The following is a 16,254-nucleotide window of genomic DNA, read 5'->3' on the forward strand; positions in this document are numbered from 1 at the left end:
ACCTGTATAGATCCTGTTTTTATCGAGAAATACGTTTTTAAAATTAATTTGTAATACGTTATTCTAACTTGGAGATATTAAATTTGAGGTATTTTAAAAACTCTCGAGCTGCCAAAGAAAAATGCTTTTTCTTTGATCGTACCCATCCGAAAGATCGTTGATGAGATTCAAAATTTATTAATGGTATCGGAATAATATCTCCACTATTAACATAATGATCATCTATTAGTGCTATATTCATCAAAAAGCTTATCGCTAAACCATCTGCAACAGCCTTTTTAATGACTTCGGTATTGTTAGAAGTAAATAAAATATTCATGGGTCCGTATTTATTCATAAATATAGAAATGGAATCTTTCCATATTACCCCATCATACATCACTATTGTTTCATTTATTAACTCCTCAGGCGTTATATAATCACTGAATGCATATGGAGAATGTTTACTGACACATACCATAATTTTTCCCTCTAATAAGGTTTCGAAAATCAGCTCTTCATGTGCATTCCAATCGATTCCATCAAGCATAGATAATCCGATGTCAATCCTTCCTTGTAGAACATCTTCAATAATATTGGGTGACTTTTTTTCTGTCATGAGAATACGAAAGTTAGGATAGTCTTTTTTAAAGTTAGCTAACGTTCCAAGTAAAATTGGTAGGAAAAAGCTAGGGCTGGCCGATAAATTTAATTCTCCGTTTATTAATGATGCTTGCTCTTGCGCTTCTTCTTGTATTTCTTCAATCTTCACGGCAATTTCATACGCTTTTTTAATAATGTTTTTACCCTCTGCGGTAGGCTGGGCGCCTAACCGTGATCGTGTAAACAATTGAATTCGTAATTCTTGCTCAAAACTGGTAATTGCCTTACTAATGGTCGATTGTGAAACATGAAGGTTTTGGGCAGCGACGGAAATTGAACGCGTTTTAGCTACTTCAACAATATATTTTAATTGCTCTAAATGCACAACGTTACCCCCTTTTATATGAATTTCATTCAAGTTTATATGATATATTACCATTTTACTTTACCTACAACCATATATAAAATAATTATCAAGAATATTATAACTATTCTAAAAACAGGTAGATGAAACCGCTTTCTAATTTAGAAGGAATGTGTTTTGGAGGGGAGTAAAGTATGCATGAAACAGTACAAATCGAAAATATTCAACATTTAAAAGAGAGGCTACTTGAGTTCATTTACAACGAGTTGTTACCGTTTGAAAGTGAACATGGAATTGATTCAGAAAAAGAGATTTCAATGGAACAGATTAAATGGGTCAGAAAGCGATCAAAGGAGCTCGGATTTTATGGTATCAACCTTCCTAAGGAGGTAGGGGGACAGTCACTTAGCCTAAAAGGGCTATGTATCCTAAAAGAAGAACTGGCAAAATCAGGGGCGGCTTTATGGGGGCATGTTTTAGGTGAAATAGGGGGACCTTTACGCATTGGTCAGATGTTAAAAATATTTACGCCGGATCAAATAACAAAATATGTAATGCCAGTGATTAATGCTGAAGCGGGATGCTGCTTTGCGTTATCAGAACCTGGGGCAGGATCCGATGTCCGTGCTATTCAAACCACGGCAGTACGCGAAGGTGATAATTATATATTACATGGTAAAAAGCATTTTATTAGCGCTGCTCCATATGCAGATTGGGGTATTGTTTTGGCGAAGGAGATTGTGGATCCAGCTAGTGAAAGAGTAACTGCTTTTATTGTAGAAAAACAAGCAGAGGGAAGACCAGGGTTTGAATTAGGAAACATTCAGGTTCCAATTTCCGGAGAAAGGAGCACGGCCGAGCTAATCTTTAATTATTGCCGAGTGCCATCTGCCAATATTCTCGGTCAAACGGGCAAGGGGTTAATGCTCGGACTCGGCAGAATCAATGAAAATAGGGCTTCGTGGGGAGCTACCTATCTTGGCGTAGCACAACGGCTATTGGACTTATCTATCGATCATGCCAAACAGCGGATTCAGTTTGGACGTCCAATTGGAGAATTTCAAGCAATTCAACATATGTTAGCGGAGATGGGGACTGAAATATACGCGGCACGTTGCATGCTCTACGATGTGATCGAAAAGATTGACCACGGTGAAGATGTAAGAGGGAATGCATCAATGGTTAAATTGTATTCCTCTGAGGTTGCTAATCGAGTTGCCGACAAGGCTGTTCAAATCTTTGGCGGACAAGGGTTAATGAAAGGACACCCTGTCGAGAAAATGTACAGAGACGTACGAATGTTTAGGATTCTGACTGGTACATCTGAAATTCAGAAAAACATGATTGCCAAAGAACTGCTGAATAAATAAAAGAAAAAAGCATAGCCGATTCTACTATACATTCTGGGATATTCGGAGTTTCAAATTGGAAACAACTATTTTTAACAATTATTATTGTATTTTACTAGAGAGAGGAAGTTTTCATGGATACTTTAACTTTTCAGGCTTTTCTGTTCAATAGTATAAATAAATTTGATTACCAGCCGGCACTTACTTGTGTTGATACAGATGAAACTATTACTTACAAGGAATTACGAGCTAATGCTGAGGAGGTAGCGAGCCAGTTAATACGTCTTGGTGTACAAATTGGAAGGCATGTTGCGGTTTTGATTCCAAATAGTATTGAAAATGTCGTATATAATCTTGGTGTAAGTCGATGTGGGGCAACCGTCGTCCCATTAAATGATAAGCTCGGTGTTAGAGAGATCGAGTTTATCTTGAGAGATGCCGAGCCCGAAGTTGTTATTATGGCAACTCAGAAGCATGTAGAATCTGTCCTTAACTATCAAAAAGAGGCAGGTAAAAACAATGTAACAGTTATTGGTCTGCCAGGCTTTGGTGTTGAATACCCAGAAGAATTTTATTCTATTGATTTAGATGATAAAAAAGGTAGCGTTGCGTTCCCTGTTGCCTCATTAGAGGACTTAGCAATTATATCGTATACAGGTGGTACAACAGGGACGCCAAAAGGGGTCATGCACTCTCAACAGGGGTTTGGGTCCTCACTCATGGCTTCATGTATGGAATATCCTTACGATGACCAAGAAAAGGTTTTGTTTTGTACACCTATTATTCATGCTGCAGGTGTGCTACTACAGAGGTCATTAGCATCTGGATGTCATGTGTATATCATGAAGGCATTTCATCCAGAAGTATTTATGCAGATTGTACAAACAGAACGGATTACAAGCACCTTTGTGGTTCCAACTATTATTTACCGATTGATTGATGAGGCCAAGAAAAAAAGCTATGACGTGAGCTCATTGCGTAATATAAATTATGGTTCATCGCCTATTTCTTCAGAACGTCTGAAAGAAGCATTTGAAATCTTTGGTCCTATTTTTAGACAGCAGTATGGGATGACTGAATGCAGTATTGTCATTGCGAGACTTACAAAAAGCGATCACCTCTTTGCTTATGAGAACAATCTTGAAGTGTTAAAAAGCTGCGGAAAACCGTGTATGCTCACTCAAATTCGTTTGGTTGACGCTAATGGGCGAGACGTGGAACCATTACAACCGGGAGAAATTGCTGTCAAAACCCCTTCTGTCTCCGTTGGGTATTACAAAAGACCAGACCTGACAGCAGAGGCATATCGTGATGGCTGGTTCTTTACGGGTGATATCGGAAAACTGGATGAACAAGGATATCTTCATATTGTCGAACGTAAAAAGGATTTGATCATTTCTGGCGGTTTCAATGTATACCCCGCTGAAGTAGAAAGGATCGTGAACCAGCACCCTAAGGTGGCAATGAGCGCTTGCATAGGCATACCGCATAACGATTGGGGTGAGGCGGTCTGTATATTTGCTGTGCTGCGTAAGGGTGAAACTTGTAAGAAGGAAGAATTAATCGAGTATTGTAAAGAACGTACTTCTATTTATATGGTTCCAAAAGAGGTATTTTTTGAGACGTCATTACCGTTAACAATGGTAGGGAAGATTGATAAGAAAGAGCTAAGAAAACCTTTCTGGGAAGGAACAGCACGTTTGGTGAATTAGAAAGATGCAATTAGATTTTTTACCATCAATTCGGTTGGTATTTTCAAATAAAAAATAAAAGTCCTAATAAATGGTGTTTTTGAAATTTGTTAAGTTAGGTTATGATTACGACCATTAAAGGAATACCGCAAAGGGTACGAATCATATAACGATACTTCAAAAAGGAGTGAATAAAAATGCAAGTATATGCTGCTGATAAAAAGCGTAAATCCATTATAATCATTTTACTATTTATTGGGATGGTATTAAGTTACATTGATAAAACATCAATGAACATAGCCATCATTCCAATTCAGAAAGCATTGGACCTTAACTCTTTTGAATCCGGTTTGGTTTTAAGTATCTTCTTTTTCAGCTACGCTCTGATGCACCCAATAGGAGGGTGGCTTACCGATAAGTATGGTGCACGTAATGTGTTGGTCTTTTCCATCTTAGGATTTTCGCTCTTTACGGCACTTACAAGTCTTGCCTGGTCATTTATTTCACTACTTTTAATTCGTTTCCTGTTTGGTATAGCGGAAGGCAGTGTCTTTCCTGCCAGTATGAAATCGATTTCTGACAACTTTAGCGAAAATGAAAGAGGAAGGGCCAGTTCATTCTTTCTATCTGCACAAACGGCAGGTGGTGTCATAGGTTCCGTTGCAATAGGTTTTTTGTTGGTTTTCTTTGAGTGGAGATGGATGTTTGTAAGCATTGGGATTTTAGGAGTTTTTATAGCGTGGGCCAGTTGGATCTATTTGAAATCTCCAGAAGATAACCAAATAAATAATAAAGAACAAAATAAAAATAAGATTCCTTACAAAATGGTATTTAAAACCGATAATTTTTGGAATTTCTTCTTTACGAAATTTTTTTCTAATATCGTGAATTGGGGGATGATTACCTGGATGCCGTCTTATTTGGTAAGTAAAGGTTTGGACTTGTTATCTGCAAGTGTCTTGATGGCCATCCCCTATGTTGCTTCCTTTATCATGTTTAATGTAAGCGGCTTGATTTTAGATAAGTATATGGCTGGAAGAGAAAAATACCTAGCAATCGGAGGATTACTATCTTCCAGTGTCTTTCTATTTTTGATGTTCAATGCAACGTCTGTCGCTCTTGGGATTGTTTATTTGACCTTTAATGCTATCTCAATCTCTTTTATCGGAACAGCATTATACACAATGATTATTAAGTATTCAGGTAAGGAATTAACGGGGTCTGTGACAGGATTTGTTTCCTTTGGCGGACAGATTGCCGGGGGGATCTCACCAATGGTCATTGGGTTTGTTCTTACTATTTTCAACGGATCTTATACGGCTGTTTTTTGGTTTTTAATCGCTGCTGCATTGGCAGGGGCAATTGCAGCACTAACGATTAGAAATAAAGGTAAAGAATCAAAAGAAGATGTGCTTATAGAGCCTTCTTTTTAATGAAGGAGAGATTGTCATGCAGAACTTAACAAATAAAATGCAAGCTTTTCCGCCAAATTCAGCAGATATCGTGACAAAGGATAATTGGCTTACTTCAATAAAAAATTTGCAAGGGTATTGTCATATCGGTGAATTGAGTCCTTGCCGTATTATCTGGAGAGGAAGCCAGAAGCCCTCCCTATTATCATACGCTAAAGATTCATTAGATCTGGAAAATATATACGTGAATAAGGATGAAAATGTGTTATCGTATCTTGAAAGAACGAATACAGATGCTTTTTTAGTGTTGCATAAAGGAAAAGTTTTGTACGAAAACTATTTTAATGGCTATAAATCGTATCAGCCTCATGCGTTGAACTCTGCTACAAAGTCATTTGTTGGATTGATTGTTAGTTTACTTGCTGATGAAGGGTTATTGAATTTAAATAAAAGGGCCTCCTTCTACATTCCTGAATTAGAAGGAACAGGACTTGGTGATGGAACTGTTCAGCAATTGCTTGATATGCAAGTCCCTGTGAAATATATGGAAGCAAACACGCCAATGGGAATAGGCCGTGGGACACCAATTTTTATTGCATCTGGCTCAATACCAAAACCTGATAACTATAATGGACCGGAAAACCTATACGAATTTATGATATCAAGCAAAAAAGATATACCACCTGGTACTGTATTTAAGTATGAAAATGGGCAAACAGAAACGTTGGGCTGGATTATCAAACGCTTAACAGGAAAAAATTTAGCAGAATTAATTCAAGAATTGATATGGTCTAAATTGGGTGCAGAAGAAAATGCCTTGATGCACTTAGATCAAATCGGTACAGACATAGCCAGTGGTGGAATGCGGGCTACATTGCGAGACTTGGTACGTTTTGGGGATATGATGTGCAACGATGGTTACTATAATGGCCAACAAATTATTCCGGAGCATATAATTAGGGGAATTCAAAAGGGTGGGGACCCAAAATTTCTTGCGGGAAGTACTCATAATTATCTTTCAGGATTCTCCTATCATAATCAATGGTGGGTTAGCCATGATCGATATGGGGGATATTCAGCTCGAGGAAAGTTTGACCAGCGAATACACATTGCATCAAAAGCTGATACAGTCATTGTAAAATTATCTTCTTATCATTCGCCTAAATCAGAAGGAATAGATGTGTATAAAGCGATAATAGAGTATCTAGTAAAGCAATAACATCAGGGCTGCCCAGAAGAGCTTGAATTTTATAAAGGCACTACCTAACAGTTACGTTCACAGAATACGAGACTTTCAAAAAAGGGATAGGGAAGGGTTACGGTTTATGGAGGCATTAAATAACTGGAAAGAAGAAACAGGCGATAGTGTAAAATATGCACAGCAGCATTTAGCGAATGAAAGAACTTATTTAGCGTGGATACGGACTAGTATATCTATTGTCGGTGTAGGGTTTTTGACCACTTCTTTGCATTTTACGATTAAAATTAACGCGAATGAATATATTCATATCGTAGCGATATGCCTTGGCATCTTCGCCTGTTTCGTTGGTTTTATAATAGGAGGTTTGGCTACTTTTCAATATTCAAGGAAAAGGAAAGAAATCCAGGATGGTATATTTAATCCTTCAAATCGTTGTATTTTTATTACTTCGTCACTTTTCTCCATCTTAATTTTCATTATTTTTATGTATCTTTCTTTCTTATTATTTCTGTAATCTATAAATAGCTCGCAATTAATAAACATCAGTACGCTGACGCTAAAACAAATTTTATCTTACTAAAAAACACGTATTTTGACTAAACCAAAATACGTGTTTTTTAGTATGCTATTGATGAAGGAATTGCTCTAATTTTCCCAATGCTCAGTGATGAACTGATCTCGACCTGAAAGCGCTCGGTCCTTCTGATAATGCTCCGACTCTTTTTGATAATAGTCCTGATGATAATCTTCTGCAGGGTAGAAGTGCTTGGCATCGCGAATTGTGGTTACAATAGGTTTATCAAAGCGACCACTTTTCGCAAGCTTCTCCTTGGAAGCTTCTGCAATTCGCTTTTGCTCTTCTGAATAGGTGAAAATAGCCGTCGTGTATGATTCACCACGGTCATGGAATTGGCCATAGGCATCCGTTGGGTCGATTTGCATCCAGTAGATATCAAGGAGCTGCTCATAACTAAAAACGCTAGGATCGAATTCAATTTCGACTACTTCTAAATGGCCAGAAGTACCTTTTTTTACATCTTCATAAGTAGGGTTTTCTAAATGGCCACCCATGTAGCCCGAAGTGACCTTATGTATACCATCCCATTCAACAAATGGCTTTACCATACACCAAAAACAACCGCCAGCAAATGAAGCTTTCTCAATCATGTTCATCATCCTTTCTTTCGTGAAAATATTATAGCATTATTTTGTTCATTACTGGCAAATAGGGTGTAAAATAACTAATAAATAGATATTGAGAGGATTCGTAACATAATATAAAATGAAACTTTCCTTAAGATGAATCGTTAAATTAACTATAAAAAATAGAGGAGTTATTATTATGGAAGAGCAAGAATATTCAAGACGCTCACAACGTCCCCCAAAACGCCGATTGCGTAAAGGGAGAGCATTGTTCACATTGTTATTACTTTTTGTCATTGTTATTGTGGGTTATTCCGTTATGCAATATCGAAGTGGGCTAGAATTGGCAAACGATACAAAGGTAGCCCAGGAGGATTTCAGTGGCGATACAGTAAAAGATGATGTTGAAAACTATTTATTATTAGGAGTCGATACTCGTGGTGAAGAAAAATCACGTACAGATACAATGATGGTATTATCTTGGAATAAGAAAACAAATGATATTAAACTCGTCTCCTTCATGCGAGATATTTATGCGGAAATTCCAGGTTACCAATCCTATAAGCTTAATACGGCTTACTATTTAGACGGTGTTCAATTATTAAAGGAAACGATCAGCAATATGTTTGGTCTTCCAATTCATCATTATGCTATTATCGATTTTAAAAATTTCGAATCACTTGTAGATATTTTAGCGCCAAATGGAGTTGAAATCGATGTAGAAAAGGATATGTCCGAAAATATTGGCGTTTCATTGAAGCAAGGTGTGCATAACTTAAACGGTAAAGAATTACTTGGCTATGCTCGATTCCGCCACGATGCTGAAGGGGATTTTGGTCGGGTAGCACGTCAGCAAAAAGTTATCGAAGCATTAAAGAATGAAATTTTAGCGCCTCAAAATATGTTGAACTTACCAAAATTCGTTGGTGCAGCACAAGGCTATGTAACAACAGACTATTCATCTGCAGGAGAAATTCAGCAAGTGCTTAAAATGGTGTCAAAAGGTAAAGTCAAAATAGAAAAAGCAACTATACCAATTGAAGGCAGTTATAGTTTCAAAAACTTTAGTCATGCTGGCGATTCAATTGTTATTGATGTAGAGAAAAACAAAGCATTTTTACGTGATTTTTTAGGCATTTCCTTGGAGTGATGTTTCGCAAAATCCAACTTTATCCTGTAATATAAAGGTATAGGATTTGTATTGGAGTGAGTATATGGAAAAAGAAAGACCAAAAGAGCGGTCGAATTTCTTTTCAACGAAATTTATTCGCTTTTTAGGTGGTAAAAATTTATTTTTTATACTGCTTATTTTATTATTATCGGCATGCGTTATTTTCATGTTTCAAAAAGTTTCCTTTATATTTACCCCGCTAAAAGTTTTATTTGAGGTGGTTATTCTACCTGGGGTACTTGCCATTATCGGGTATTATTTATTACGCCCATTATTAGGGCTTTTAGAAAGATGGCGTATCCCAAGAGTTTGGGGTATTTTTCTTCTATATATCGCTGTAATTGGCATAATAACGTTATTAGTAGTACTTGTCTATCCATTTTTACGTGATCAATTCACTAATTTAGCGCAGGAATTTCCAGGATACTTTATGGCGCTAACACAAAATGTTGTCGATTACTTAAACAATTCACGCTTCAATGAGTATTTGGATAAAATAGGCTTTAACTATGACGAGGTTGTCAAGAATTTTACAACGGATATGTTTGAAACGGTAAAAGATACGGCTACGAATTTAGCACAAGGTGTGGCATCCGGTATTACTGGCTTCCTTTCTACCTTAACAGGAATTGTTCTATCATTAGTGACAGTGCCATTTATTTTATTTTACTTACTTAAAGATGGTAAAAAACTACCGAGCTTTATTTTAAAAATGTGCCCGCCACGCATGCGTAAAGAAGTGCATGCAATTTTGCACGATATGGACAAGCAAATTAGTTCTTACATACAGGGGCAAATTTTAGTGTCAATGTGTATCGGTGCTATGGTGACAATCGGATTTTTAATTATCGGTATGAAATATGCCTTATTGCTTGGGTTCCTTGCGATGATTACGAGTGTGGTTCCTTACTTAGGGCCGGTTATTGCGATTACACCAGCTGTCATTATCGCTCTTGTTACATCACCGTTTATGCTTATTAAGCTAGCCATTGTATGGACGGTAGTACAGCTGATTGAAGGGAAATTCATTTCTCCTCAAATTATGGGTAAATCACTTAGTATCCATCCAATTACAATAATTTTCGTTTTATTAACGGCTGGTTCTTTATTTGGCGTACCTGGTGTTATTTTAGGGATTCCAGGCTATGCTATCTTAAAAGTGCTTGTGACACATTTATTTAATCTATTCAAACAGCGTTATAATCGATATGAGGATGAAGATCATCAAAAATATGAAGTGTAAGAAGAGACAGCTATTGCGAAAGTGCAGTAGCTGTTTTTTCATAGGGCTATTTTTAACTTAAAGTTGAAGCAACGTAAAATCAAAGCTAAAAAGCATGGAATTAGTAAGCACGAAGTCTACGTATTTGTTGCAAGAGATAGAACGGTGTCTTCAGTTTTAAGGTCGTGGTGATCGATTATAATAAAGATTGATAAAAATCATCTCTTTAGTTATTCTTTGAGATGATTTTTTTATTGGACATTTATGTTAATATCGCTATGAAGATCTATAATATTATTTGTAAAGATGGTGAAATGATGGAACAATTGCTAAAGGAAATGTTGTCTCCGAGCAATCAATATAAAGTTCAAATTATTAAACGTAAGGATGGTCTTTATACTACAGAAGTATATATGTGGCAAGAAGACAGCGGATATGAGTATTGGAGTCCTATTAAAAAAGGATTGACTTTGATTGAGACGGAGGAAAGTGCAGTGATATTGGCCATTGAACATTTAAGAGAATACTCTGGTGAAATTATCAATCTTTAGTTACTTTACTAATGGGTGCGTTTCTAAAACAAGTGAAGACGTAACGGTGCAGTTATTTGAAGAAAGGTATTAAATTATAAGGAGTGATGATTGGGTAGATTTGGTATTTATTCGTCCCGGTCAAGGAGAACATGCATTATATATACCAAAAGTTTACAGATAAAGATGAACAACTTGTTAAATTATCGAACGAAAACGGTCAAGAAGGTATTTGATAAACGAAAGAAATCAATCCGTATACTGCCTTTAAATGTAAAGAATATAGTGGCTTACTCATTCATGATCGTGACGAGGCAACAATGCTTCAATTTTTCTCATTAGTTGATTTACCAAAAAACATTAGTCCACCTGATAAACCGATACTTGAAGATTACATAGTAAGCTATAGCAAAAACCCTTCCAACAAGTAAGTTAGAAGGGTCTTCATTTTGTTTACATGATTAATTTTTTGGCGTTACTTGCACTTGTGCTAAGCGGTCAATAGCTTCCTGTAACAATTCTTTTGGTTGAACTAACGCTAAACGTAAATAACCTTGTCCAGCCGAGCCAAATACTGTACCAGGAACTGTCACAATGCCAGCCTGTTCAATTAGTTTAAAGGCTAGATCTGTACAGTCAATATCGTACGGATATTTTGCCCATACGAACATGCCACCATTTGAAGGGGCTGCATCCCATCCTAATTCACGTAAGCCGTTCATTAGTGTTTTATGGCGTTCTGAGAATGTTTCACGTAGGCTTGCTGTAATTTCCTCTGCGTTATCAAGTGCTACGACCGCAGCATCTTGAATTGGCTCGAAAATACCGAAATCTAAATTTGATTTTAATTGCTTTAATATTGTAATCATCTCTGCGTTGCCCGCAATATAAGCGATACGTGTTCCAGCAAGGCTAAAGCTTTTCGATAAGGAGTTAATTTCCATACCAACTTCTTTTGCTCCAGGAGCGGCTAAGAAGCTAATTGGGCCATCACCTGTAAAGTAGAACTCAGAGTAAGCCGCATCATGTAGAACGATGATGTTGTATTTTTTAGCAAAGGCAATGACTTTTTCAAAATAGGCTAATGAAGGCATTGCTGGTACTGGATTACCTGGTAAGTTTAAAATCAGTAGCTTTGCTTTTTGAGCAATTTCTTCAGGCACAGCATCTAAATCTGGTAAATAGTCGTTGTCAGCTGTTTGTGGCATGTAGTAAGGCGTTGCGCCTGCTAGATGAATCCCTGCATCATAGGCAACGTAAGCTGGGTTTGTGGATAAGACGATATCTCCGGGGTCACAAAAGGCAATTGGTAAATGCACTAAGCCCTCTTGAGAGCCAATCGTTTGAATGATTTCAGAAGCGGGATCTAAATCTACATTGCTACGACGTTTATAATAGCGGCTAACAGCTTCATAAAAACGTTGTGTGCCCGTTAAAGTATAGCCATAGGATTCTGCTAAACCCGCTCTATAGGATAAATGCTCGCGAATTTTAGCGTGGGGGGGAAGGTCTGGACTACCTAAGCTTAGGTCGATCATTGTCATCCCTTTAGCTTGCTGTTGTTTGGCAAAGTTTTTTAAATCTCCGAAAATTGCTGGTGTAAATAATGACATTTTTTTAGATGGTACGATTTTCAAACGAGTACACTCCTTATAGTTGTATAACAGAATAGTAGTTCACATTTTATCATACTAAAACACATAAAGGGAAAGTTATTCTGAAAAAAGAATATATTTCAATAATGGAGAAGATGTGTGCGTAGACTAGCGGAAATGTTTTAGCTAATGATGGAAATAATAATTTTGACGGAAAATAAGTAGCATTTCTGCTATCATAATAAAATGGAAGGGGGCTGATAGGAATGAATGTTTATTCTTTAAGTGGTCCAAGTGGAACAGGGAAAAGTACAAGCGCACTTGTTTTCGCCCATAAAATCGGGGTAGAGGCTCTTATTGATGATGGTCTTCTAATTGTTAATGGTGTGAAAGTAGCAGGAATCTCCGCAAAATTTGAGAAAAATACGATAACAGCCGTTCGTCGAGCCATTTTTACAGATGATACCCACCGTGAGGAAGTAAAAAAAGCACTTGATACATATAAGGTACAGTCGATTTTACTGATCGGAACGTCCGATAAAATGACAAAGACGATAGCTCGACAGCTTGAGCTTGGTCCAATCGATAAATATTACTATGTTGAGGAAGTGCGTTCCCAAAAAGAAATTGCAAAAGCACGCTTTATTCGACAGACGCAGGGGAAGCATGTCATGCCAATACCTTATCGCCAAGTCGAACAAAATTTTTTTAAACTGTTAGTACAAAAAGGCAAGGAGATTTTTTCTTCAAAGCGTGAAAAAATAGGTGAGACAACGATTGTGCGCCCTGATTTTCAACAGGAATATATAGAGATTCGCAAGCATGTTTATGTGCAGCTTTTAACGTATTGCTGTGCAAAACAAGATATCGTACACAAGGTTGAGCAAGTTCAATTTGTATTAGGTGAGCTAGCGCAAGCAACGATTACACTACAGCTAAAGCTACCAATTAATTATTCATTACCGGATCGATTGTATGAATTACAGCAAACGTTGCAGGCAGAATTTAATCAGCATTTTGGATATGAATTAGATGCGATTCATCTTCACATTAAGTCGGTAGTTCTTAAACGTAAATCATAAAAAACAGGTACTCCATTCGCAAGATAGGCGAGCAGAGTACCTGTTTTTTATTTTGATTGACGTGTAAAGTGAGGCTGACGTTTTTCTACAAAGGCACGGCAGCCTTCTGCAAAATCCTTTCCTACAAACGGTGTTGAACCTTCCCATAATGTTGGTACACTGTCCACACATTCTTGAACAGATTGCTTCACGGCTAGTAAGGATTCAGGTGACATTCCAGCAACAAGCTTACCCATGCGAATCATGTATTTATTTAAATCTTTTTCAGCTACTAAATAGTTGAGCATGCCAAGCTTAAAGGCTTCCTCGGCTTTAAACATGCGCCCCGTAAATACTAAATCCTTCGTTGTAGAAGGGCCTACAAGTTGAACTAAACGCTGTGCAAATTTGTTATTTAAGGTGATTCCTAATTTACCGACAGGGATACCGAGCTTTGCTTTCTCGGAGCCAATGCGGATATCACAGGCTAATGCAAGCTCTAAGCCAGCACCCATTGCGGGACCATTAATCACGCCAATTGTTGGAATTGGTAAACGCTCAATAGTGGAGATCGTTTTTTCCATATGTACAAAGGCTTTTTCGGCTTTATCAAGTGAAATGGCGTTAAATTCTTTAATATCAGAGCCGGCAGTAAAGTTTTCGCCAGATCCGCGTAAAATCAAAACTTTATTTTTCGGATTATCTAATACTTGCAGGGCAATTTTCGCTAATTGATCCCACATATTTGCTGTTAGTGCATTTTTGGCCTGTGGGCGATGGATCGTAATAATCGCAAGCCCAGCTGTTTCTTGATAAATAATTTTTGCGTCTTCTGCTTCAAGTCGAGTTGTTTTTACTTGCATACTTGAACAGCCCCCTATGTTAAAAGTTAATACACTTATTATATAACACAAACGGCAATAAACACTAAATTATACGAATTTTCATGTAAATTAGCCCTGTTATACAAGAATAGGGCCTTATTAAAGAAATTGTACTACAACAGGGTGAGGGAAATTACTATTGTAAGAAAACAAAAGATATGAGACACTGCTATCGGAACGTTTGTTTCTTCATTGTAAAAGGAGCATTTGAACACTGGAAGCGGGATCGTGTATGAAGTATACAGATTATCCGACATTACTATTTATATAAATAAAATAAACCTACGCACCCAAAATATAGTAAAATATAGTTAAAACACGCACAGTTAACAAGGAGGGAGCTAGATGGTCACACTGAAGGAAGCATGGAACAGCTATTTATTACTTTTACAGTCTTTAAAGAAAAGTGCTGCAACCAAAAAGCAGTACAATCTAGATGGACATCAATTTTTAGCGTTTGCTCATGAAAAAAACTACTTGTTTGTGGATCATCAATTAAAAGAATTGTTATTTATATATAGTAATTATCTGAAGGAAACCTACGAAAATATCAACACATTTAATCATAAAATTGCTACATTGCGAGGCTTTGTTGACTTTGTCTTTTTACGAGAGTGGGTGGAGCCTTTTGATTATGAGGTCATTTTACAGCCAAAAAAGAGGCACAAAGAAGCTTTAAAAGTACTGACAAAGAAACAATTGATGCAAATTGCAAATGTCTGGCCGACCTATTTTCAATATGCTAAAACGATGGAGCATGCTTGGTTAGCAAGACGTAATGGCTGCATTGTTCAAATGCTTATAGAAACAGGATGCAAGCCAGCAGAACTTGTACGTATGAAATGGGCTCATATTAACTTCGACTCATCGGTAGTTTTCATTTCTAACCAAAATGGACGTAGAGAAATAAAGCTTTCTCCAATAGTAATGGACATGCTAGCGCATTACAAAGAGGCAACAGAGGAATTACATGAAGAAAAGATGGGAGAATGGGTTTGGGTAAGCGAGGCTAGTCAATCAAAAGCCATCTCAACGAAAACAATTGAGCGAATTTTCCAAACGATGTCAAAGGATATTGGAACGAATGTCAGAGCAACAGATTTGCGATACACCGTCATGCAAAAAGCCTTTCAAAGTGAAAAAACAATCGAAAATATTCAGGAAAAAATGGGCTATGTGCGAAAATGGGTGCTTACTGAAAGGCAGGAGCGTTTTGAATAGCTTTCAAGTATCATAGAGGGAATTATCCAGAACAAAAGTCGAAAATGGTATTTTATGAGAACCTAGAAAATTGAAATGGGAATCTATATGCGTTCTATTGAAGGGTTTACAATTAATGGTTTTAAAATCCAATATATTGAAACAACGAACTATGATCAAAAATTACTACCTCTTGTATATATCCCTGGTGCTATGGGAAATGCCGAACATTTTATTGTAGAAATGTAATCTCTTTTTCCTAGACATTGTATCTCTATAAGTTTAAGAGGGAGAGGAAAAAAGTGAAGCTCCACAAAGTGGTTACACTTTTGAAGAACATATATTGGATATTACTTCAGTTATTAAGGAGAGCAATATTAACGCCTACTGTTTAATGGCATATTCTATGGGTGTTCCGGTGTTCCCTATGCGATAAAATATGCAGCCATGAATCCTAACGAAATCAAGGGCCTGATATTATGTGATTATCCTGCAAAATATCCTCTAATTCAAGAAACATGGATAGAGGCCGTTGATAAATTAGAGGGCAGGGATCATGTAGGTAGAGGTATTCAGATGGATTCAAAGGAAATAGTTTTATGGGAGGAATTAAAGGAAATTGGTTGTCCTGTCTTAGTTCTTAAAGCTGGTAAAGAGGGATCTTTACTAAACACAGATGATGCAGAAAAATATAAAAATAACTTGAAAAATGTTGAAGTTATAGAATTTTCAAAGTCAGGGCATGAATTATGGATTCCAGACTATAACAATTTTATTAACACAATAACAAATTATTTTTAAAAAATTGATATCTAAATATTATATTAAAACCCAATCAATTATACCTTG

General features: G+C 36.9%; 16 protein-coding genes. 12 read left to right on the forward strand and 4 right to left on the reverse strand.

What is annotated here, in order from left to right; genetic code table 11:
• Positions 1-58 precede the first annotated feature (58 nt).
• Positions 59-967, reverse strand: coding sequence for a LysR family transcriptional regulator (locus AN161_RS03755; RefSeq protein WP_053593045.1), 909 nt, complete (start codon positions 965-967; stop codon positions 59-61).
• Positions 968-1,140: 173 nt separating this feature from the next.
• Between AN161_RS03755 and AN161_RS03760 the strand changes: the two genes are divergently transcribed.
• From AN161_RS03760 to AN161_RS03780, 5 genes are all read left to right on the forward strand, one after another.
• Positions 1,141-2,316 carry an acyl-CoA dehydrogenase family protein gene (locus tag AN161_RS03760; RefSeq protein WP_053593046.1) on the forward strand — a complete coding sequence of 392 codons (1,176 nt, stop codon included), beginning with the start codon at positions 1,141-1,143 and terminating at the stop codon, positions 2,314-2,316.
• Positions 2,317-2,429: 113 nt separating this feature from the next.
• A complete protein-coding gene (locus tag AN161_RS03765) occupies positions 2,430-4,007 on the forward strand; it encodes an AMP-binding protein (RefSeq protein WP_053593047.1) in 1,578 nt (525 codons plus the stop codon).
• Positions 4,008-4,183: 176 nt separating this feature from the next.
• Positions 4,184-5,419, forward strand: a complete 1,236-nt coding sequence (locus tag AN161_RS03770) for an MFS transporter (protein WP_053593048.1) — start codon at positions 4,184-4,186, stop codon at positions 5,417-5,419.
• A gap of 16 nt (positions 5,420-5,435) precedes the next feature.
• Positions 5,436-6,617, forward strand: a complete 1,182-nt coding sequence (locus tag AN161_RS03775) for a serine hydrolase domain-containing protein (protein ID WP_053593049.1) — start codon at positions 5,436-5,438, stop codon at positions 6,615-6,617.
• Positions 6,618-6,723: 106 nt separating this feature from the next.
• Complete coding sequence (locus AN161_RS03780) at positions 6,724-7,113, forward strand: DUF202 domain-containing protein (protein ID WP_053593050.1); 390 nt, start codon at positions 6,724-6,726, stop codon at positions 7,111-7,113.
• Positions 7,114-7,244: 131 nt separating this feature from the next.
• Here AN161_RS03780 and msrA read toward each other — a convergent pair whose 3' ends face one another.
• Positions 7,245-7,766 (reverse strand): peptide-methionine (S)-S-oxide reductase MsrA, encoded by a 522-nt coding sequence (gene msrA / locus AN161_RS03785; RefSeq protein WP_082339638.1) that lies wholly within the window; start codon positions 7,764-7,766, stop codon positions 7,245-7,247.
• 175 nt (positions 7,767-7,941) lie between these two features.
• Between msrA and AN161_RS03790 the strand changes: the two genes are divergently transcribed.
• From AN161_RS03790 to AN161_RS03800, 3 genes are all read left to right on the forward strand, one after another.
• Entirely contained in the window at positions 7,942-8,892 is a 951-nt protein-coding gene (locus AN161_RS03790) for an LCP family protein (RefSeq protein WP_053593051.1), read from the forward strand.
• A 64-nt stretch (positions 8,893-8,956) separates the two neighbouring features.
• On the forward strand, positions 8,957-10,156 hold the full coding sequence (locus tag AN161_RS03795) for an AI-2E family transporter (protein ID WP_053593052.1): 1,200 nt from the start codon (positions 8,957-8,959) through the stop codon (positions 10,154-10,156).
• Positions 10,157-10,452: 296 nt separating this feature from the next.
• Positions 10,453-10,686, forward strand: coding sequence for a hypothetical protein (locus AN161_RS03800; protein WP_053593076.1), 234 nt, complete (start codon positions 10,453-10,455; stop codon positions 10,684-10,686).
• A 440-nt stretch (positions 10,687-11,126) separates the two neighbouring features.
• Here AN161_RS03800 and AN161_RS03805 read toward each other — a convergent pair whose 3' ends face one another.
• A complete protein-coding gene (locus AN161_RS03805) occupies positions 11,127-12,302 on the reverse strand; it encodes an aminotransferase class I/II-fold pyridoxal phosphate-dependent enzyme (protein WP_053593053.1) in 1,176 nt (391 codons plus the stop codon).
• A gap of 224 nt (positions 12,303-12,526) precedes the next feature.
• Between AN161_RS03805 and AN161_RS03810 the strand changes: the two genes are divergently transcribed.
• On the forward strand, positions 12,527-13,342 hold the full coding sequence (locus tag AN161_RS03810) for a hypothetical protein (protein ID WP_053593054.1): 816 nt from the start codon (positions 12,527-12,529) through the stop codon (positions 13,340-13,342).
• 47 nt (positions 13,343-13,389) lie between these two features.
• On the opposite strand, the gene AN161_RS03815 is transcribed toward AN161_RS03810, so the two are convergent.
• Positions 13,390-14,184 (reverse strand): enoyl-CoA hydratase/isomerase family protein, encoded by a 795-nt coding sequence (locus AN161_RS03815; protein WP_053593055.1) that lies wholly within the window; start codon positions 14,182-14,184, stop codon positions 13,390-13,392.
• Between the two features lie 366 nt (positions 14,185-14,550).
• Between AN161_RS03815 and AN161_RS03820 the strand changes: the two genes are divergently transcribed.
• The 3 genes from AN161_RS03820 (at position 14,551) to AN161_RS03825 (ending at position 16,206) form a co-directional block, all read left to right on the forward strand.
• Positions 14,551-15,426, forward strand: a complete 876-nt coding sequence (locus AN161_RS03820; protein WP_053593056.1) for a tyrosine-type recombinase/integrase — start codon at positions 14,551-14,553, stop codon at positions 15,424-15,426.
• Between the two features lie 87 nt (positions 15,427-15,513).
• Positions 15,514-15,654 carry a hypothetical protein gene (locus AN161_RS29400; RefSeq protein WP_158002964.1) on the forward strand — a complete coding sequence of 47 codons (141 nt, stop codon included), beginning with the start codon at positions 15,514-15,516 and terminating at the stop codon, positions 15,652-15,654.
• Between the two features lie 198 nt (positions 15,655-15,852).
• Positions 15,853-16,206: a hypothetical protein gene (locus AN161_RS03825; protein ID WP_053593057.1), complete on the forward strand. Its 354-nt coding sequence runs from the start codon at positions 15,853-15,855 to the stop codon at positions 16,204-16,206.
• Positions 16,207-16,254 lie beyond the last annotated feature (48 nt).

It is taken from the genome of Lysinibacillus sp. FJAT-14222, assembly GCF_001278875.1.
GTDB classification, from domain to species: Bacteria; Bacillota; Bacilli; order Bacillales_A; family Planococcaceae; genus Lysinibacillus; species Lysinibacillus agricola.